Origin of the sequence: Maribacter luteocoastalis, from assembly GCF_048890225.1 — a bacterium.
Taxonomy (GTDB): Bacteria; Bacteroidota; Bacteroidia; order Flavobacteriales; family Flavobacteriaceae; genus Maribacter; species Maribacter luteocoastalis.
In genome coordinates, this window is record NZ_JBMFZG010000003.1 from 229,465 (window position 1) to 247,706 (window position 18,242).

Genomic DNA, 18,242 nt, shown 5'->3' on the forward strand with positions numbered 1-18,242 from the left:
CATTTTTATACTGTTAAGCCTAAGTGTTTCTACTACTTAAAGGAATGGTAAGTTATACTTTTTGGTAAATTCTATAAATTCATTTTATTTTCATTTCTTATCTTGGTTTTATGATGATTGAAGAACTTCTCCATTATTTAGAAGGTTTTATTAGCAAGGAACGTTCCGAACGTTTTATTAAAATTCTAGAGCAACGAACAAGATACATTACTGTGGCAATTGAGGATGTATACCAAATGCACAATACAAGTGCAGTAATAAGAAGTTGTGAGTCATTTGGGGTACAAGATGCCCATATAATTGAGGGTAGGTTTGGAAAACGTTTAGATAAAAATATTGCCATGGGCGCACAACAATGGGTAGATGTGCATAGGTATTCAAATTCTAGTGAAGCAATTAAATCCTTGAGGCAAGAAGGATATAAGATAGTGGCCACAACGCCACATAATGATAGTTCACTGTTAACAGATTATAAGATTGATGATAAAATCGCCTTGTTTTTTGGAACTGAAAGAGAAGGTTTAAGCGACGAAGTGATGCAACAAGCAGATGCCTATTTAAAAATACCCATGGTAGGTTTTACTGAAAGTTTAAATATATCTGTTTCTGCTGCAATCATTTTACAGCAATTAACTGCCCAATTAAAAAGAAGTGGACTTAATTGGTCGCTTTCACCTGAAGAGGTTGTTGAAAAAAGATTGGATTGGACTAAAAAGTCTATTAAAAGTATAGATGATATTCTGGATAGATATTATAAATCAGATTGATATTTTTAGTAATTTCAACGAGCAACCAACTAATTGATATACAAATGACTACACTGCTTTACGTTTTGGCCACTATTGTTTTACTAATAGTATTCTTGGCGATTATAGCACCAAAAACATATGATGTTTCTAGGGCAATTGAAATTGATACTTCAAATGAGCGCATATTTCCGTATTTGAAGTATTTGGAAAAGCAAAGGGAATGGTCACCTTGGGCTAAGAAAGATCCCGATATGGAAACTAAACTTATAGGAACTGATGGTGCAGTAGGGGCAGTTAGTTATTGGAATGGCAACAAAGCAGTAGGGGAGGGAGAACAAGAGCTTACCAAAATTATGGAAGGTAAGCGGGTTGAAAGCGAGTTGCGATTTTTAAAACCATGGAAATCTGAATCTGATTGTTATATAGATTTGGAGGAGATTACCCAAGGTAAAAATAAGGTCACATGGGGATTTACAGGAAAAAATAAATTTCCTTTTACTATTATGATGTTGTTTATGAATATGGACAAAATGATAGGAAAGGATTTTGAGGAAGGCCTAGAAATGTTAAAAGCCAAATTAGAAAGTTAGTTATGGATAAAAATTTAGTAAGCTGGTTTGAAATACCTGTCATTGATATGAATAGGGCTAAACAGTTTTATGATGCTGTATTTGAAATAAATATTGCAATTCATGATTTAGAAGGCTTGCAGATGGGTTGGTTCCCTATGAATCCTGAAAAAAGTGGAGCTTCTGGTTCTTTAGTAAAGCATAAGGAATATATACCAAGTGAAACTCACGGTCCTGTGTTATACTTTTCGTGTTTAGATGTTGTTAATGAGCTCAGTAGGGTAGAAGCCGCTGGAGGTTCTATTCTTAAGCCAAAAACAGGGATAGGTGGTGGCTATGGATTTATGGCCTTAGTAAAGGATACTGAGGGAAATAGAATAGCACTACACTCAAACCAATAATCCTATTCTAAAATTTCGATTAGGGCGACCTCGTTATCGTTCTCTAATGTTATTGTACCTTTTTCAACTAAAAGCTCTGTTTGGGAATAGGTGTCGTACAATTTAGTGCCATCACCAAAGAATCCTTTTACGACCAATGACTTTTTACCTTTTGGCAAGTCAAGACCTATAACTACTTTGTCTTTATAATCGTCTTTTAGATAAGTTCTACTAAAGACATAGGGTTTTTTGGACAACATTTTATGTTTTCCAGCACCTACTGACGGGTGATGGTTTCTAAAACTACCAAGTTTCTGCCAATGTTCATGAACTTTTTGAATATGGGGTAAACTATCTAGTTCTTCCCAATTCATAAACGAGCGTAACGTTGCGTCGCCTTGGGTACTGTCTATAACCAAACTTCTTGCCGTTTCATCACCATAATATACTTGTGAAGCACCAGGGGTTAATAGTAAAATATTCGCAGATTTTATTGGTAATTTTCGTTCTTTATCAAAAGGTTCCCCGTCATCATGCGAAGTTAAATAGTTTAGTACACCTTTATCTTTTAGCTTCGTATTTAACAGGGTGTTATATTTTGAAAATATGTTTTCATAATCCAATTTAGCATCATTCTTTAAATCAAAGTTGATGAGACTATGAAAACCATTCGAAAAATAATCAACTTTTTTATCTCCAAAATCAAAATCTCTTCCTCCTGTTATCCCATAATTGTAAACCTCACCGACCATGTAAAATACGTTATTGTCTAAAACAGATCCAGGGTGCTTTTTTTTCCAAGTTTCAAAAGCATAGGCGGCTTCTGTATAAAGCTCTGACCATGTGTTCTCATTAACATGTTTAACGGTATCAACTCTAAAACCGTCAATGCCAAACTCATGAATATAATCTGTAAGCCATTTTATAATATAAAACCGTGGTGCTCTTGGGTATCCCGTACGTTCAAAAAATAATTGTAATTCATCCAATTCCGTACTTAATCGGCCTTCAGTCTTCCATTTTGCCAAAAGTGCATCCGGTAGTTTTACAGTTTCATTTGATGTTGTAATAATATCTGGTAAATTATTTACCAAAGTACAATTTGTAGTATTCTCATAAGTGGTAAATTCACACGTAGGCTCTGAAATAATCCATTCTTTTGGCCATATGGAATCTTTTGAAGTAACTGGTCCTGTGTGGTTCAAAACTACATCCATTAAAACCCTAATTCCATTTTTGTGGGCTGTTGCTATCAAGGCACCTAAATCTTGTTTTGTTCCAAAATTGGGATCTAATGCGGTCCAGTCTTTAGTCCAATACCCATGGTAGCCATACGTATTTCCTGTTCCTTCATCAGTAGCTCCATGTATTTGTTCTACAACAGGAGTAAACCAAATGGCATTTATCCCTAGATCGGTAAAATAACCTTCTTCAATTTTTTGGGTAATCCCTTGTATATCGCCACCCATAAATCCCCTTAATTTACCAGTAGGATTATTTCGATTGAAATTGATATCATTATCTGGGTTGCCATTATTAAATCTATCAGTAAGTAGAAAATAAATATTTGCACCGTCCCAAACAAAAGGAATTTGTTTTTCTGCGATTTTAGATGAATCAATTACAGTTTGGGAATCGTTATTTGCTTCTTCTTTTTTCGTTTTACATGAAGAAAAAATGAAAAGAAGCACAACGAATGTAAGTAGGTATTTCATGTGCATTGTATTTTGCTTAAAGCTATAAAATGCTGTTGTAATTGGAAAATTTTATTTCTTCCTATTTAGTACTTTATATTCTTCGTAGCAATTACTAATGGCATCTAAAATTTGTAGGTCATTTGCCGTGGTTATAAATGATTTTGAATAATTGCAGTTATTCAAAATATCCTGGATATCTACTTTTTCCAACTGAAGAAATTCTGTTAGGGTCTCCCTGTCAAATTTTGAAGCGAGCAGATTTCGAATCTCATCATCCTCCTTCATTTGACGTAGTTTGCGCATCTGATTGGGTTTCTTTCCAAAGAGATTACGCAATAAATCGGCAGGGTTTAAGATAGCACCTAAGACCTTAGTAACTGCACTGGGGTTTTTATTACCACCTTCATAACCTACGGACAGTCCGGATATACTGTATTGATATGCATTGTTGATGGGCAGGTTCTTCACATCTATTTCCAAATAACCTGTAAGTTGGTAAGGCCTAACAATTACTTCTTCTAATGCGTATGCTAACTCCGTTAAGGCAATTTGTGTGTCCTTAAACTTGAACATATCATTGGTAACCCTAATTTTTTGGGATTTGAATCCCAGGAATGAAAAATATAAGGTATCGTTTACGGCAGCTGTAATTGTGAATTCACCTTTATCGTTCGTAATTGTTCCTAATACTTGGTTTAGGTTAACCACGTGTACGCTCTCCATGACCTCATCTGTTTGTGCGTTAACAACAAGAGCGGTTATAGAACTGTTTTGAATCTCTTCCTGGGCTATTGTTATTGAACTGATGAATAGGGAGATAATAAAAAAATATTTGGACATGTATCTGTATGGTGAATTTTAAAGGTACAAACAAAATAAAAAAATACGCCGAAGCGTATTTTTTAATATACAATTAACTAAAAGAAGTCACCCTTTCTTTTTTGGCTTCTTCTTTTTCCGGAATTAGGACTGGAGGCATTACCACGGTTTCTGCGTCCACTACTATTTCGGTCTTCACTTCGGTTACGATCACGTTTTTTATCCTTATCCCTAAATCCGCCGCTTCCTCGTCTTTTACCGCTTCCTCCGCCACCGCCAGGATTTTTGGAGACCTCAACATTCACAAACCTGCCGTCTACTTTAAACTCGGTAAATGTTTTTAGAATTTGTTCAGATACTTCTGCATCAGTGTTAAAAAAGGAGAAACTATCTTTAACATCCACCTTAAATACGTCTTCTTTTCCTAAGCCTACGGTGTCCCTAATAAAATCTTTTAAGGACATCCAATCATAGCCATCCTTTTCTCCTACATTTATAAAATATCGAACAGAGCCACTTGTAGGTGCGTCGGTTCCCCTATCCCGACTTTCTCCGTTATCTCTAGAAGTGTCAGACGTATTTAGGTCTTTGGTTTTGTTATAATAATTGTAGAACCTTGTGAATTCTACTGAAACAATTTTTTTAATTAGTTCTTCACGGTCTATTCCTTGCAATACATCATTGATAGCTGGTAAATAATTATCTATCTCTGGGTTTACCTCGGTATCCTTTATTTTATTTGCTAGATGATACAACTGAATCTCACATATTTCCATCCCTGTTGGAATCTTTTTGGAGATAAAGTCTTGTTTGATTTTATTTTCAATGGCCTTTATCTTACGCATTTCACTACGTGTAACTATGACCATGGAAATTCCAGATTTACCCGCCCTACCTGTTCTACCACTTCGGTGGGTATACGTTTCTATTTCATCTGGTAATTGATAATTAATTACATGCGTAATATCATCTACATCAATCCCACGGGCCGCAACATCTGTGGCTACCAACATTTGAATTTGTTTCTTACGGAACGAATTCATAACCAGGTCACGTTGGTTCTGGCTTAAATCACCATGTAAGGCACCGGCATTGTAACCATCTTCAATTAACTTCTCTGCTACCTTTTGCGTATCTCTTTTGGTCCTACAAAAAACCACGGAAAAGATATCTGGGTTAGTATCTGCCAATCTTTTTAATGCAGGGTAACGGTCTCTTCCGCCTACTACATAATATTCATGCTGAACGGTTGTAGCACCTGAGTTTTTTGCACCTACAGTTATTTCTTGGGGAGAGTGCATGAATTTTTTTGCAATTACCGATACCTCTTTGGGCATGGTAGCTGAAAATAACCATGTAGATTTTTCATTTGGTGTGTTGGAAAGGATGTCCTTGATGTCCTCAAAGAATCCCATGTTCAACATTTCATCGGCCTCATCCAAAATACAATAATCTATTTTAGAGATATCAACCAATTTACGGTTGATCATATCTTTCATCCTACCAGGCGTGGCAACTACTATTTGTGCGCCCCTTTTTATCTGTCTTGCCTGTTCGGTAATGCTTGCACCGCCATAAATAGCGACAACATTTATATTTTTCTCATACTTGGAATATAGTTGCAGCTCATTGGTTATCTGCAAACATAGTTCACGGGTTGGGGATAGTATTAACCCTTGGGTTGTTCTACTGTCCCTATCAATTTTTTGGATTAGTGGAAAACCAAATGCGGCGGTCTTTCCAGTCCCGGTTTGTGCCAGTGCAACCAAGTCGGTATCACTTTCTAGCAGTATTGGGATTGCTTTTTCTTGTACTTCGGACGGACTTTCAAAGCCCAAGTCCTTAATAGCATCTAATAAGGACTTTTCTAGTCCTAGAGCTTCAAACTTTGTCATAATTATGTTATACTTAATCGCAAATAAGAATGTTGCTTAGAGCGATTATCGTATATAACCTATTTATGCCCATTGCAACACATGCTATACCAGCGGCGTTTAATAAAGCGGCAAAGGTACTGCTAATTAATGAGATGGAATAATTATTATTTAAGTTGATTTTATGGTGCTAGACTATAGTCGTAAACGGACATAATTATCGCTATAATTCCGAAGACGATCATAATGTTTATGAATGTTTCCTGCCCTTTGGGGTTATTATAATTAAGGATGCACGCAGCACTCGATACACGGCTTACCAGAAAGAAGAGCATGCCGAAGTCAAATTTTTTAGTGGCATTATTATGTTTTTTTACTAGTTTTTCTATTCATTAAAGCCTACTATTTTGCCCATTTCACTATCTAGGTACTGACTCTGGTTAACTTCATTTATTTTTGTTGGGTCTACAAGAATTTAGTTCTTCTCCATAGCGTATTTTGCTTATTCTTTAGTATGTATGGATTTTAGATGGTCAATAAGTTTCATAAAGGCTTTTCCCCTATGGCTTATGTTATTTTTTATTTCTATAGATAATTCTGCAAAGGTTTCTTCATGACCGTCGGGTACAAATATGGGGTCATATCCAAAACCAAGATTCCCTCTTTTTTCTCTTATTATTTGTCCTTTTACCGCACCACTGAAAAAAGTTGTTTCGTCTATGCCATTTAAATTCAAGGCAATTATGGTGTTAAAACAAGCAGTTCTATCGGCGTATAGGCTTAGCTTGTCCAATAGCTTATCCATATTAGCGTTGGCATCGTTTTTTTCACCAGCATAGCGGGCAGAATAAACACCGGGCTCACCATTAAGCACATTTACTAAAAGTCCGGTATCGTCTGCAAAACAAGGTAGTTGGTATTTTCGCGTTACATAATCGGCCTTTATTTTTGCATTACCGGCCAAATTAGTTGCGGTTTCAGGAATGTCCTCATGGCAGCCAATATCATAAAGGGATAATAATTTTATGCCTTCAGGAACCAATTTTTGTATCTCCTTAAGTTTGTTCTGGTTGTGTGTGGCAAATACCAATTCCATTTTAAAATATTATTCCTTTTCTTTTTAATGCGGAAAAAATCAAAAATACTAATTTTATAAAATGGAACTAAAATTACCACCGGTTGTTATCTTTATTTTGTTTTCAATTATAATGTACCTCTTAGGTTTGTTTTTACCTTTTGGTTTTTTTGATTTTTTTGGAAGGGTTTTCATGATAAAGGTTTTAGTTGTAATGGCTATTTTGGTCGCAATGATTGCCTTATGGCAATTTTATAGATTGAAGACCACTATAGACCCTACAAATCCTTCTAAAACCTCAAATTTGGTTACTAGTGGCATATACCAATATACCAGAAACCCAATGTATTTATCTATGATGTTATTATTGCTTGCATTAGGTATTTACTTGGGAAATGCCTTTAATATTCTTTCGGTTGCCGGTTTTGTTGGCTATATGAATAGATATCAAATAATACCGGAAGAGCGGGTTTTAGCTGAAAAATTCGGTAGCGTGTACAATCAATACCTTGTTAAAACGAGAAGGTGGTTTTGAGATGATATTGTTGGATTAGTCAATTCGTTAATACTTACAGGTATTATCAAATATGCTTATTTTTTAGTATATTAGCTTTTTAGTTAATAAATATGATTGCAATTATAACCGGTGATATTATAGATTCTGTGAAACATTCTGGTTCAGATTGGATTCCTGTACTTAAGGATTATTTTTCAAGATTTGGACCTTCACCCATGAACTGGGAAATATATAGGGGAGATGAATTTCAATTAAAAGTAAACCGAGAAAACGCCTTGTTGGTGGCAATTGAGATAAAGGCGTTGCTAAAATCGATCAAAGGTATTGAGGTTCGCATGGCAATAGGTATAGGATTGGAGACTTATATAGGTTCGGGTGTGAGTGAATCTAATGGACCGGCTTATCAAAGATCTGGACGCCAATTGGAATATATTAAGGAAAACAAGGTTAATTTAAGTATAGCCACGGGGAATGCCTCTTACGACCGTACATTGAACCTAATGTTAAGATTGGCTTTGGATTTCATGGATAACTGGAGTATAGTATCCGCAGAAATAGTACATATAGTTTTGGATTACCCCAATGACTCACAAAAAGAAATTGCACAAAAACTTGGCATTAAACAGTCTGCAGTAAGTCAACGTCTAAAAAGAGCACGCATGGATTTGCTAACTGATTTATTGGCTTACTATGGAGAAATTAGTAAAGAATTTTAATTTATGTTGATTTTTATAAAGCTTTTGTTGGCACACTTAATAGGTGACTTTATACTGCAGCCTACCAAATGGGTAATACATAAAGAGGCGAACAAGATTAAATCTAAATTTCTTTATGTACATGTATTTCTGCATTTTATTTTGTACATGCTTTTTTTATGGGATAGTCTTTATTGGATTTTAGCTATTATTCTATCTATTGGGCATTTGTTCGTAGATATGGCCAAACTTTACATAAATCCTTTTTTTAAAAATAAAAGCATCCCTTTTTTTATAGACCAAATTCTTCATGTAGTTTTAATATATGTGTGTAGTTTTTATATGAAATTACCTGGTCATACTATTGAACTATTTCAAGAGATTAATTGGTCAATTGTTTTGGCAGTGGTTTTTGTAACATTTCCTTCGTCGGTTATAATAGGTAAATTATTGGAGCCAATGTCCGACCAAATCAACACAGACCATAAATCATTGCCTAATGCGGGAAAATATATAGGAATAATTGAAAGATTATTTGTGTTGATATTCATTCTTGCTGGTAGATGGGATGCCATAGGTTTGTTGATTACGGCTAAATCCGTGTTTCGCTTCAATGATTTGAAGGAAAGTAACAACCGTAAGCTTACAGAGTATATTTTAATAGGCACATTACTAAGTTTTGGCTTAGCATTACTAAGCGGATTACTTTATATGCACTTTGAGTAAATTAGTTAGATGAACGATAAAAAACACATCTTAATATTTCTTTTGTTCAGCATGGCCAATTTGGTATCCGGGCAAAGCAATTATTTTAAATCTTTTGATGGTGTAGAAATTTCATACACAGACCAGGGCTTTGGTAAACCAGTGTTATTGCTTCATGGATTTATAAACTCCGGAAAATCTTGGGATAATACTGAGCTTAAACAACAACTATTGGATGAAGGATATCGTGTAATAGTTCCAGACTTAAGGGGGAATGGCACATCTGGTAAGCCTCAGGACGAAAACGCTTATAAAAATGATGCCGAAGTAAAAGACTTAGAGTTGTTAATGGGGCATTTAAATACCAAGAACTATTATGCCGTGGGGTATTCAAGGGGCAGTATTATTTTGGCTAAACTTTTAACTAAGGATAACCGTATAGAAAAAGCTGTGTTAGGTGGCATGGGATTAGATTTTACAAATCCAGATTGGGATAGGAGGCTTATGTTTATGAAAGCATTTGCTGGTGAAATCACGGAATACACCAAGGAAGCTGTTGATTATGCAAAGTCCATAAATGCAGACTTACGATCATTGCATCTGCAACAGAAGTATCAACCTGTAACCAGTATTGGCCAATTACAGTCTATTGGCACTAAAATATTGGTAATTGCCGGTGACCAAGATTTGGACAATGGTAGTCCAGAAGAACTGAAAAAAGCATTTAAAAAGGGTAAATTGGTTATTGTGCCAGGTGACCACAACAGTACCTATAAATCAGCCATGTTTTCAGAGGCTATACTAAAGTTTTTGTAATACATTTTTTTACAAATACGGATCAATTTTTAATCAATACCGATCTTTTTGTTTAATTTCTTTTCTTCAGTATATTAAGAAGGATATAATTTATATTTTTGCCTCTTAAATTTACTTCAATAAATTTTAAATCGAAAGTAGATCAACATGGTGGCGGCAAGTAGAAAATATGTATTTGATTTCGATAGTACCTTAACTAGGGTAGAAGCGTTGGACGTTCTTGCAGAAATGACATTAGAGGGCAAATCCAATAAAGAGGAAGTAATCAAGGAAATACAACATATAACCAATCTGGGCATTGATGGGGATATTTCTTTTACGGAATCATTGGAGCGTCGTATCAAATTACTAAACGCCCATAAAGATGATTTAGATAAACTAGTTGGCGAGTTGAGACAAAAGATATCTAAATCTATAGCGGCCAATAAAGATTTTTTCCACCAATTTTCAGAAGATATTTATGTAATATCCTGTGGTTTTAAAGAGTTTATTGATCCTATTGTAAAGGAATATAATATACCATCCAATCGAGTGTACGCCAATACATTTAAATTTGACACCAATGGTAATATTGTAGGTTTTGATGAAAATAATGTGCTATCCCAGCATAACGGAAAAATACAGTGCCTAAAGGATATGGATTTGGAAGGCGAAGTACAGGTTATAGGGGATGGCTATAGTGATTATGTTATGCGTGAAGCTGGTATAGCAGATAAGTTTTTTGCTTATACCGAAAATGTGCATAGAGAAAAGGCCGCGAATAAAGCGGATTATGTTACACCAAGTTTAGATGAATTTTTATTTGTGAACGATTTGCCAAGAAAAGTCTCGTACCCCAAAAATAGGATTAAGGTCCTTTTATTAGAAAATGTGCATACAGTTGCCTTCGATAACCTTTCAGAAGATGGTTTTTCTGTTGAACAGGTAAAGCACAGTTTATCAGAAGAAGAGCTGATTGAGAAAATAAAGAACGTACATGTATTAGGCATACGTTCTAAAACACAGGTGACCCAAAAAGTCTTGGATGCGGCTGAAAAGTTGTTAGTGGTTGGTGCATTTTGTATTGGAACCACTCAAATAGACCTTGAATATGCTAAGAAAAAGGGTGTTGTGGTGTTTAATGCGCCGTACAGTAATACCCGTTCTGTTGTAGAATTGGCTATTGGTGAAATAATAATGTTAATGCGAAGTGTATTTGACCGTAGTAGGGAAATTCATGAAGGACAATGGCAAAAAACAGCAGCAGGTTCTAGAGAGGTTCGTGGTAAAAACTTGGGTATTGTAGGTTATGGTAATATTGGTAAGCAATTATCTGTATTAGCAGAAGCAATGGGTATGCGAGTTTACTACTATGACATTGATGATAAACTCGCACTTGGTAACGCTGTAAAATGCAATACACTTGAAGATTTATTAAATGTTTCAGATGTGGTAACCTTACATATCGATGACAACAAGGCCAATAAGGATTTCATTGGTGAGCGTGAAATAAAGCAAATGAAGAAAGGGGCCATGTTAATTAACCTTTCAAGAGGTTTTGTAGTAGATATTGATGCTTTGGCAGAAGGATTGAAAAATGGACATATTGGTGGTGCGGCTATTGACGTTTATCCAGATGAACCTGCTAGCAATGGTGAGTTTGATACAAAACTACAAGGCTTTCCTAATGTTATCCTTACACCTCACGTAGGTGGTAGTACTGAGGAAGCCCAAAGAGATATTGCAGAGTTTGTCCCCAACAAGATTATGGACTACATAAATTCTGGCAATACTGTAGATGCTGTTAATTTTCCAAATATTCGTCTTCCTAAGCAAAAGAATGTACATAGGTTCTTGCACATACATAAAAATGTACCTGGCATTATGGCCAAGATCAACAAAGTATTGGCTAAATATGATTTGAATATCTCCAGTCAATATCTTTCAACCGATAATGAAGTTGGTTATGTGATTACGGATTTGGATAAGGAGTACAACAAAGAAGTGATCAAAGATCTTAAAAAGGTAGAAAACACTATAAAATTTAGGGTATTGTATTAGTGCGATGCTACGTAAATAGTTTTTTTACTGCAATAGTTAATCCAACCTTAAACTGGTAAGTATTTATTAAGACTTGCGGAACTGTTGCCTACACCGTGGTTTCAAGCATGGTCACAACATTTTTTTAGTACCTTTTTATCATTATGGTATATTCGTTAGTTGTAGGAAATACCTTAAATAATGTTGAAAGATATTTTAGCAAAATTAAAGCTTGGTAAAAGTTTTAATAAATATTACTTGTTAGTTTTCACAATGATTGTGTTAACTCTGGCCATACAATCAATAATTCAATATTCCCTATCAAGGCAGGAACACGATGCCTTAAGAATAAATGTTGCAGGTAAACAAAGAATGAGGTCCCAAATGCTTGTTAAGCAAGTATATGAGTGCAGATATGCCAATTGTAATTATGGAAAATTAAGATTGGTATTAAATAGGCTAGCTAATACAAACAAGTCTTTACAAGAGGGAAATAATACGATTGGATTGGAACCATTGGAAGATGATAACATTCAAATGAGTTTTGATAAGTTACAACCACATTTGAATTATATCCTTGAAAAATTAAGTGATTTTGAACGTTTAGAAAACATTTCTTTAGTGGAATTATCAACTGAGGTTGATAGTTTTTTGGTAATTATGGATGCTATCGTGAATCAGTTCCAAAAATCTTCTGAAAAGGACATTAGAGCATTGATGATTGTTGAGTTAGAGCTTGCCATGTTGACTTTGGTAATAATAATTTTCGAGATATTTTATTTCATAAACCCTTCTATAAGAAAAATAACCCGTCAAAATCAAAAATTAAAGGAGATATCCTGGCATCAAACCCATGCTTTCAAATCACATATTTCAAATATTAAAAAGCTTCAATACGTTATCGGCATTGAAAAAAATATGGATTATAAAGAAGAGCTGATAGGATGTTTAATGGGCGAGCTTAATGATTTGCAAGCTGTTTCCAATAACATGGTCAAATCCTTAGCTAAAGAGGATTGATATACCATGTTGTTTGTTTAAATTTTCATTTATGGTGATAAGGTTCATTCCTTAAAATTGTAAAACCTCTGTAAAGTTGTTCGGTTATGAATAAGCGTACCATTTGATGGGAAAATGTCATTTTAGAAAGACTTATTTTTCCCGAAGCCTTAGTGTAGATGTCATCACTAAATCCGTAGGGTCCGCCGATAAGGAAAACCAACTGTTTAATTCCGGAATTCATCTTTTTTTGTAAATATGAGGAGAGCTCTACTGAGGTATATTGTTTTCCTTTCTCATCAAATAATATCAATATATCTGTTGGGGCCAGTTTATTTAAAATAAGTTCCCCTTCCTTTGCTTTTTGCTGTTCTTCACTTAGGTTCTTCGTGTTTTTTAAATCAGGCAATAATTCTATTTCAAACTTAATATAATGGTTTAGACGTTTTTCATATACCTCTATAAGCTCCTGCAAATGAGAACTATCCGTTTTTCCTATAGCTAATAACTTTATGGTCATATTTCAAAAGTAAATCAATTTCACAAAATGGATTCGTATTTTAGCATACATCAAGCATATACTATGATTACGGATAAACAATTTGAAATTGAGATTAAAGGTATAATTGCCAATGCCATTAGAGAAGATGTAGGCGATGGGGACCATAGTTCCCTAGCTTGTATTCCTAGGGAAGCCACTGGTAAAGCTAAACTTTTGGTAAAGGATGAAGGCATTATAGCGGGGGTGGCATTTGCGAAACAAGTATTTGCTTATGTTGATAGGGATTTGGTCATAACTACATTAATAGAAGACGGAAAAAAGGTTAAGCATGGCGATATTGTTTTTTATGTAGAAGGCAAGTCACAAAGTATATTAATGGCAGAAAGACTTGTACTTAATGCCATGCAAAGAATGAGCGCAATTGCTACAAAAACGAATTATTTTGTTGGTCTCTTAGAAGGTACAGGTACAAAAATATTGGATACAAGAAAAACAACCCCTGGTATCCGCGCCTTAGAAAAATGGGCGGTTAAAATAGGTGGAGGGGAGAACCATAGGTTTGCCCTGTACGATATGATAATGCTAAAGGACAACCATATCGATTTTGCGGGTGGCGTTACAAAAGCGATTGAAAAAACAAAGGAATACCTTAAAAATACGGGTAGGGACCTAAAGATAATAGTTGAGGCAAGAAGCCTTAAAGAAATTGAAGAAATATTAAAAACAGATGGAGTATACCGTATTTTAATAGACAATTTTAATTATGAGGATACCAAAAAAGCTGTACAACTAATTGGCGATACCTGTTTAACAGAATCCTCTGGTGGTATAAATGAAAAGACTATCAGGAAATATGCTGAATGCGGCGTAGATTTTATTTCTTCTGGTGCTTTAACACATTCTGTTTATAATATGGACCTTAGCCTTAAAGCCGTGTAAATGTCTGCTGAGATTGAAAAAAAGCTAGAACAGATACCTATTATCAAGTGGGTAGTGAAAATATTGAAAAATATTAAGCTTCCCGGTTTTGAAGGTTTATCCATTTATGATTTATCGGAGATGTACGTTTTAGGGATTCTAAAAGGTACTATTTCAACTAGGGCCAGTGCTATATCTTTTAGTCTGTTTATGGCGTTGTTTCCCTTGCTTATTTTCATGGTTACCTTAGTCCCATTTTTGGTAGACTATATCAGTATTCAGAATGCAGATTTTGAAGTTCAGTTTCAATTGTTTTTGGAATCCTTTTTACCCAATGCTACCGGTGATTACTTCGGTGAGGTTTTTCAACAAATAAAGGACCAGAAAAGAGGAGGTTTGTTGTCATCGGCATTTCTTATTTCTATTTTTTTAGTGGCAAATGGTGTGAATGCCATATTCGGGGGTTTTGAAACATCATATCATATAGAATTGACCAGAAATTTTTTTAGACAATACCTGTTTGCCTTAATGGTAGGTTTAGTTTTGGCCATTCTAATAATAGTGGGTTTTATTGCATTTATTTATTTTGAATTTTATGTTTTAGGTTATTTGACAGAATTTGCGGCAAGACAAGGCGGTTATGTTTTAGGGGAGGATGAGGTGATTGGTGTTCAAATTGCCAAGGTATTGTTCTTTGTAGTTTTATCTTATTTCACCACCGCAATACTATATTACTTTGGCACTAGGGAAGGAAAACAAGCCAAGTTTTTTTCAATAGGGGCTTTAATGACCACAATACTTTTCTTGCTAACCTCATATCTATTTGGTATTTATGTGGAAAAATTCGCGAGATATAATGAACTATATGGTGCATTAGGGGGATTATTAATTTTAATGGTCTACATCTGGTTAAATTCCAATATATTGCTATTGGGATTTGAATTAAATGCATCGTTAAATTCCCTCCGTAAAATCACCAAAAATAATGATTGACTTTAAGTGTAGTTTTCTAGTTCTTTTTTTTAGTTTTTTTTCATGTTTAATGTATGGTCAAGGTATTTTTGGCAAATGGAAGACCATAGATGATCGCACTGGTAACCCTAAGGGAATTATCAACATTTACGAAAAAGATGGACTAATGTATGGTTTTGTTGAGAAAATACTTGAGGCTGGAAAAGAAAATGCAACGTGCTTAAAGTGTGATGGGGAATTAAAGGGCAAACCAGTAATAGGAATGGAGATTATTACGGCAGCTGCAGATAATGGTGATGGTGAATGGAAAGGGAAAAGACTTTTTGATCCGGAACAAGCCATGACATTTCGTTGTAAAATTTGGTTGAACCCAGAAAACCCTAATGAGCTAAAGGTTAGGGGATATCTCGCATTTATCTATCGTACCCAAACTTGGCTACGTGTAGGAAAATAGAATTATGGCACATTTTATCAATGTTATATTGCCCATTCCTTTAGAACGGCAATTTACATATCGTATAACATCCGAGGAGGAACAGGTTCTAAGGCCCGGAATGAGGGTCTCGGTACCCTTTGGTAAATCCAAAATATATACAGGCCTGGTTCATAGTGTTCATCAAACAGCACCGGAGGTTTATGAGGCAAAGGATATTGACCTGATATTAGATCACGAACCTATTGTTACCCTACAACAATTAAAACATTGGCAATGGATTGCTGAATATTATATGAGCACCCTCGGCGAAGTGGTTAGAAGCGCTTTGCCATCTGCATTTTTACTGGAAAGTGAAACTCTGGTCCTAAGGAATACTGAAACAGAAGTAAATGAGCAGGAGCTCAAAGATGAAGAGTTTTTAGTTTATGAGGCATTACTGCATCAAGCTGTTTTAAAAGTACATGAAGTGGCTGCCATTATTGGTCGAAAAAATGTATTACCTATTCTCAACAGACTTTTGGACAAGAATATCATTCAGTTAAAAGAGGAGGTATTTGAGCAATACAAGCCAAAATTGGTAAGCTATATAAGACTTGGTGATGGGTATACCTCAGATGAATCTTTAGAATTACTATTGAAGTCCCTAACAAAGGCACCAAAGCAAAGTCAAGTAGTTTTAGCATTATTTCAATTGGTAGGAACGACAAAAAAACCAATTTCCGTAAGCGACTTAATTACGACAAGTAATAGTTCAAAAGCAGTAATTAAGGCACTGGTGGATAAGGAAATATTGATAGAATACTTTATCAGAACCGATCGGGTAAGTTACCATGGTACAGGCGATAGTACTAACATAAAAGATTTAAATGAATATCAAATAACGGCTTTAAACGCTATTCAACAATCATTTAAGGATAAAAAGGCGACTCTTTTAAAGGGCGTTACCTCTTCAGGTAAAACCGAGGTATATGTTAAGTTGATCGAATCTTGTATATCAGAAGGCAAACAAGTTTTATATCTCCTTCCAGAAATTGCCTTAACCACCCAGTTAATCTCAAGATTACAGGATTATTTTGGGGAAAAGATAGCGGTATATCATTCTAAATACAATGTTCATGAAAGAATTGAGGTATGGAACAACGTCCTAAACGAAAAACCAAAAGCACAAATAGTTATTGGTGCTAGGTCATCGTTATTTCTACCTTATAAAAATTTAGGTTTATTGATTGTTGATGAAGAGCATGAATCATCTTTTAAGCAGTTTGACCCATCACCGCGCTATCATGCCCGTGACGCGGCCATAGTTTTGGCCAATCTCCATGAGGCCAATATTTTACTTGGATCCGCTACCCCAAGTATCGAAAGTTATTATAATGTTCAAATAGGCAAGTATGGCTATGCAGAAATAAACCGGCGTTTTGGTAATGTGCTTATGCCGGATATGGAGTTGGTTGATATAAAGGAGGCACAACGAAAAAGAAGAATGAAAGGACATTTTTCTGAGCGTTTGATGGAAGAAATTCAAGAGACTTTAGATGCTGGGGAGCAAGTTATTTTATTTCAGAATAGAAGAGGGTATGCCCCAATTCTAGAATGTCTAACCTGCGGTCATACGCCACAATGTCCCAATTGTGATGTAAGCCTAACGTATCATCAATTTAGAAAACAGTTACGATGTCATTATTGTGGTCACCATGCTGCGCTTCCAGAGAGTTGTGCTGCATGTGGAGGGCCTGATTTGGATACCAAAGGATTTGGGACACAACAAATAGAAGAGGAGGTCAAAAAACTATTCCCCAATGTGAAAGTTGGGAGAATGGACTTGGATACTACGAGGGGTAAGCACGCTTATGAAAAAATCATAACCTCCTTTGAACAGCAAGAATTGGATGTTTTAATTGGCACCCAAATGCTTACCAAAGGGTTGGATTTTAGAAATGTAAGCTTAGTAGGGGTTATGCAGGCGGATACGCTATTAAATTTTCCGGACTATAGGGCACATGAAAGAAGTTTTCAATTGTTGACCCAGGTATCGGGTAGGGCTGGTAGGACTAAAAAAAGGGGTAAAGTAATTATTCAAAGTTATAATCCGTACCATCAAATTTTAAAACAAGTTACTACAGGTGATTATAATGAAATGTATAGGGAGCAATTATATGAGAGGGAGCAATATAAATATCCACCTGTAAATAGGATAATTAAAATTACGTTTAAACATAAAAATTATAATGTCCTAAATGAGGCGGCAGACTGGTTTGCCGGAGCATTAAAAAATAATTTTGGCGGTGTTGTATTAGGTCCAGAATACCCACCGGTCTCGCGCATTAGAAATCAGTATTTAAAACATGTATTGGTTAAAATTTCCAAAAGTGACTCATTGACAAAAAATAAGCGAAACATTAAAAGGATAGAAAAGTCCTTTAACGCAATATCAATGTTTAGGAGTGTTAGGGTAATTTATAATGTAGATCATATCTAAAACAAAAACCGCACATTGGCG

General features: G+C 35.2%; 18 protein-coding genes. 13 read left to right on the forward strand and 5 right to left on the reverse strand.

From position 1 onward, the window contains the following. Positions 1-110 precede the first annotated feature (110 nt). Genes ACOCEA_RS08215 through ACOCEA_RS08225 form a run of 3 tightly spaced genes read left to right on the forward strand, consistent with a single transcriptional unit; the run spans position 111 to position 1,719 of the window. Positions 111-767: a TrmH family RNA methyltransferase gene (locus tag ACOCEA_RS08215; protein WP_420755746.1), complete on the forward strand. Its 657-nt coding sequence runs from the start codon at positions 111-113 to the stop codon at positions 765-767. A 44-nt stretch (positions 768-811) separates the two neighbouring features. Continuing rightward, entirely contained in the window at positions 812-1,339 is a 528-nt protein-coding gene (locus tag ACOCEA_RS08220) for an SRPBCC family protein (RefSeq protein ID WP_420755747.1), read from the forward strand. 2 nt (positions 1,340-1,341) lie between these two features. Next, positions 1,342-1,719, forward strand: coding sequence for a VOC family protein (locus ACOCEA_RS08225; protein WP_420755748.1), 378 nt, complete (start codon positions 1,342-1,344; stop codon positions 1,717-1,719). 2 nt (positions 1,720-1,721) lie between these two features. On the opposite strand, the gene ACOCEA_RS08230 is transcribed toward ACOCEA_RS08225, so the two are convergent. The 4 genes from ACOCEA_RS08230 to ACOCEA_RS08245 all read right to left on the reverse strand — a co-directional run bounded on the left by ACOCEA_RS08230 (position 1,722) and on the right by ACOCEA_RS08245 (position 7,184). Beyond that, the gene (locus tag ACOCEA_RS08230; RefSeq protein WP_420755749.1) at positions 1,722-3,413 is read right to left on the reverse strand and encodes an alpha-amylase family glycosyl hydrolase; all 1,692 of its coding nucleotides are present in this window, start codon (positions 3,411-3,413) and stop codon (positions 1,722-1,724) included. Positions 3,414-3,464: 51 nt separating this feature from the next. Beyond that, the gene (locus tag ACOCEA_RS08235; RefSeq protein WP_420755750.1) at positions 3,465-4,235 is read right to left on the reverse strand and encodes a carboxypeptidase-like regulatory domain-containing protein; all 771 of its coding nucleotides are present in this window, start codon (positions 4,233-4,235) and stop codon (positions 3,465-3,467) included. Positions 4,236-4,312: 77 nt separating this feature from the next. After that, on the reverse strand, positions 4,313-6,109 hold the full coding sequence (locus tag ACOCEA_RS08240; RefSeq protein WP_420755751.1) for a DEAD/DEAH box helicase: 1,797 nt from the start codon (positions 6,107-6,109) through the stop codon (positions 4,313-4,315). 481 nt (positions 6,110-6,590) lie between these two features. After that, on the reverse strand, positions 6,591-7,184 hold the full coding sequence (locus ACOCEA_RS08245; RefSeq protein WP_420755752.1) for a non-canonical purine NTP diphosphatase: 594 nt from the start codon (positions 7,182-7,184) through the stop codon (positions 6,591-6,593). Between the two features lie 61 nt (positions 7,185-7,245). Between ACOCEA_RS08245 and ACOCEA_RS08250 the strand changes: the two genes are divergently transcribed. From ACOCEA_RS08250 to ACOCEA_RS08275, 6 genes are all read left to right on the forward strand, one after another. Then, the gene (locus tag ACOCEA_RS08250; protein ID WP_420755753.1) at positions 7,246-7,698 is read left to right on the forward strand and encodes a methyltransferase family protein; all 453 of its coding nucleotides are present in this window, start codon (positions 7,246-7,248) and stop codon (positions 7,696-7,698) included. A 92-nt stretch (positions 7,699-7,790) separates the two neighbouring features. Continuing rightward, positions 7,791-8,396, forward strand: coding sequence for a SatD family protein (locus tag ACOCEA_RS08255; protein ID WP_420755754.1), 606 nt, complete (start codon positions 7,791-7,793; stop codon positions 8,394-8,396). A gap of 3 nt (positions 8,397-8,399) precedes the next feature. Further along, positions 8,400-9,101: a DUF3307 domain-containing protein gene (locus tag ACOCEA_RS08260; protein ID WP_420755755.1), complete on the forward strand. Its 702-nt coding sequence runs from the start codon at positions 8,400-8,402 to the stop codon at positions 9,099-9,101. Between the two features lie 9 nt (positions 9,102-9,110). Next, positions 9,111-9,896: an alpha/beta fold hydrolase gene (locus ACOCEA_RS08265; RefSeq protein WP_420755756.1), complete on the forward strand. Its 786-nt coding sequence runs from the start codon at positions 9,111-9,113 to the stop codon at positions 9,894-9,896. A 147-nt stretch (positions 9,897-10,043) separates the two neighbouring features. Further along, positions 10,044-11,936: a phosphoglycerate dehydrogenase gene (gene serA / locus ACOCEA_RS08270; RefSeq protein WP_420755757.1), complete on the forward strand. Its 1,893-nt coding sequence runs from the start codon at positions 10,044-10,046 to the stop codon at positions 11,934-11,936. A gap of 180 nt (positions 11,937-12,116) precedes the next feature. Further along, positions 12,117-12,935, forward strand: coding sequence for a type IV pili methyl-accepting chemotaxis transducer N-terminal domain-containing protein (locus tag ACOCEA_RS08275; RefSeq protein WP_420755758.1), 819 nt, complete (start codon positions 12,117-12,119; stop codon positions 12,933-12,935). Positions 12,936-12,960: 25 nt separating this feature from the next. On the opposite strand, the gene rlmH is transcribed toward ACOCEA_RS08275, so the two are convergent. Then, a complete protein-coding gene (rlmH, locus tag ACOCEA_RS08280; RefSeq protein WP_420755759.1) occupies positions 12,961-13,434 on the reverse strand; it encodes a 23S rRNA (pseudouridine(1915)-N(3))-methyltransferase RlmH in 474 nt (157 codons plus the stop codon). Between the two features lie 63 nt (positions 13,435-13,497). Between rlmH and nadC the strand changes: the two genes are divergently transcribed. The 4 genes from nadC to priA are packed head-to-tail and all read left to right on the forward strand — an operon-like array spanning position 13,498 to position 18,221. Then, a complete protein-coding gene (gene nadC / locus ACOCEA_RS08285) occupies positions 13,498-14,355 on the forward strand; it encodes a carboxylating nicotinate-nucleotide diphosphorylase (RefSeq protein ID WP_420756220.1) in 858 nt (285 codons plus the stop codon). Then, positions 14,356-15,327 (forward strand): YihY/virulence factor BrkB family protein, encoded by a 972-nt coding sequence (locus ACOCEA_RS08290; RefSeq protein ID WP_420755760.1) that lies wholly within the window; start codon positions 14,356-14,358, stop codon positions 15,325-15,327. Further along, the gene (locus ACOCEA_RS08295) at positions 15,320-15,760 is read left to right on the forward strand and encodes a DUF2147 domain-containing protein (protein WP_420755761.1); all 441 of its coding nucleotides are present in this window, start codon (positions 15,320-15,322) and stop codon (positions 15,758-15,760) included. The genes ACOCEA_RS08290 and ACOCEA_RS08295 overlap by 8 nt, the downstream gene beginning before the upstream one ends. A gap of 4 nt (positions 15,761-15,764) precedes the next feature. Then, entirely contained in the window at positions 15,765-18,221 is a 2,457-nt protein-coding gene (gene priA, locus ACOCEA_RS08300; protein WP_420755762.1) for a replication restart helicase PriA, read from the forward strand. Positions 18,222-18,242: the final 21 nt, after the last annotated feature.

Coding starts and splice junctions, on each gene's coding strand:
- ACOCEA_RS08240 (WP_420755751.1), bottom strand. CDS start 6,109: ATGACAAAGTTTGAAGCTCTAGGACTAGAAAAGTCCTTATTAGATGCT.
- ACOCEA_RS08250 (WP_420755753.1), top strand. CDS start 7,246: ATGGAACTAAAATTACCACCGGTTGTTATCTTTATTTTGTTTTCAATT.
- ACOCEA_RS08290 (WP_420755760.1), top strand. CDS start 14,356: ATGTCTGCTGAGATTGAAAAAAAGCTAGAACAGATACCTATTATCAAG.
- ACOCEA_RS08230 (WP_420755749.1), bottom strand. CDS start 3,413: ATGAAATACCTACTTACATTCGTTGTGCTTCTTTTCATTTTTTCTTCA.
- serA (WP_420755757.1), top strand. CDS start 10,044: ATGGTGGCGGCAAGTAGAAAATATGTATTTGATTTCGATAGTACCTTA.
- ACOCEA_RS08215 (WP_420755746.1), top strand. CDS start 111: ATGATGATTGAAGAACTTCTCCATTATTTAGAAGGTTTTATTAGCAAG.
- ACOCEA_RS08220 (WP_420755747.1), top strand. CDS start 812: ATGACTACACTGCTTTACGTTTTGGCCACTATTGTTTTACTAATAGTA.
- ACOCEA_RS08260 (WP_420755755.1), top strand. CDS start 8,400: ATGTTGATTTTTATAAAGCTTTTGTTGGCACACTTAATAGGTGACTTT.
- ACOCEA_RS08245 (WP_420755752.1), bottom strand. CDS start 7,184: ATGGAATTGGTATTTGCCACACACAACCAGAACAAACTTAAGGAGATA.
- ACOCEA_RS08235 (WP_420755750.1), bottom strand. CDS start 4,235: ATGTCCAAATATTTTTTTATTATCTCCCTATTCATCAGTTCAATAACA.
- ACOCEA_RS08275 (WP_420755758.1), top strand. CDS start 12,117: ATGTTGAAAGATATTTTAGCAAAATTAAAGCTTGGTAAAAGTTTTAAT.
- rlmH (WP_420755759.1), bottom strand. CDS start 13,434: ATGACCATAAAGTTATTAGCTATAGGAAAAACGGATAGTTCTCATTTG.
- ACOCEA_RS08295 (WP_420755761.1), top strand. CDS start 15,320: ATGATTGACTTTAAGTGTAGTTTTCTAGTTCTTTTTTTTAGTTTTTTT.
- ACOCEA_RS08265 (WP_420755756.1), top strand. CDS start 9,111: ATGAACGATAAAAAACACATCTTAATATTTCTTTTGTTCAGCATGGCC.
- priA (WP_420755762.1), top strand. CDS start 15,765: ATGGCACATTTTATCAATGTTATATTGCCCATTCCTTTAGAACGGCAA.
- nadC (WP_420756220.1), top strand. CDS start 13,498: ATGATTACGGATAAACAATTTGAAATTGAGATTAAAGGTATAATTGCC.
- ACOCEA_RS08255 (WP_420755754.1), top strand. CDS start 7,791: ATGATTGCAATTATAACCGGTGATATTATAGATTCTGTGAAACATTCT.
- ACOCEA_RS08225 (WP_420755748.1), top strand. CDS start 1,342: ATGGATAAAAATTTAGTAAGCTGGTTTGAAATACCTGTCATTGATATG.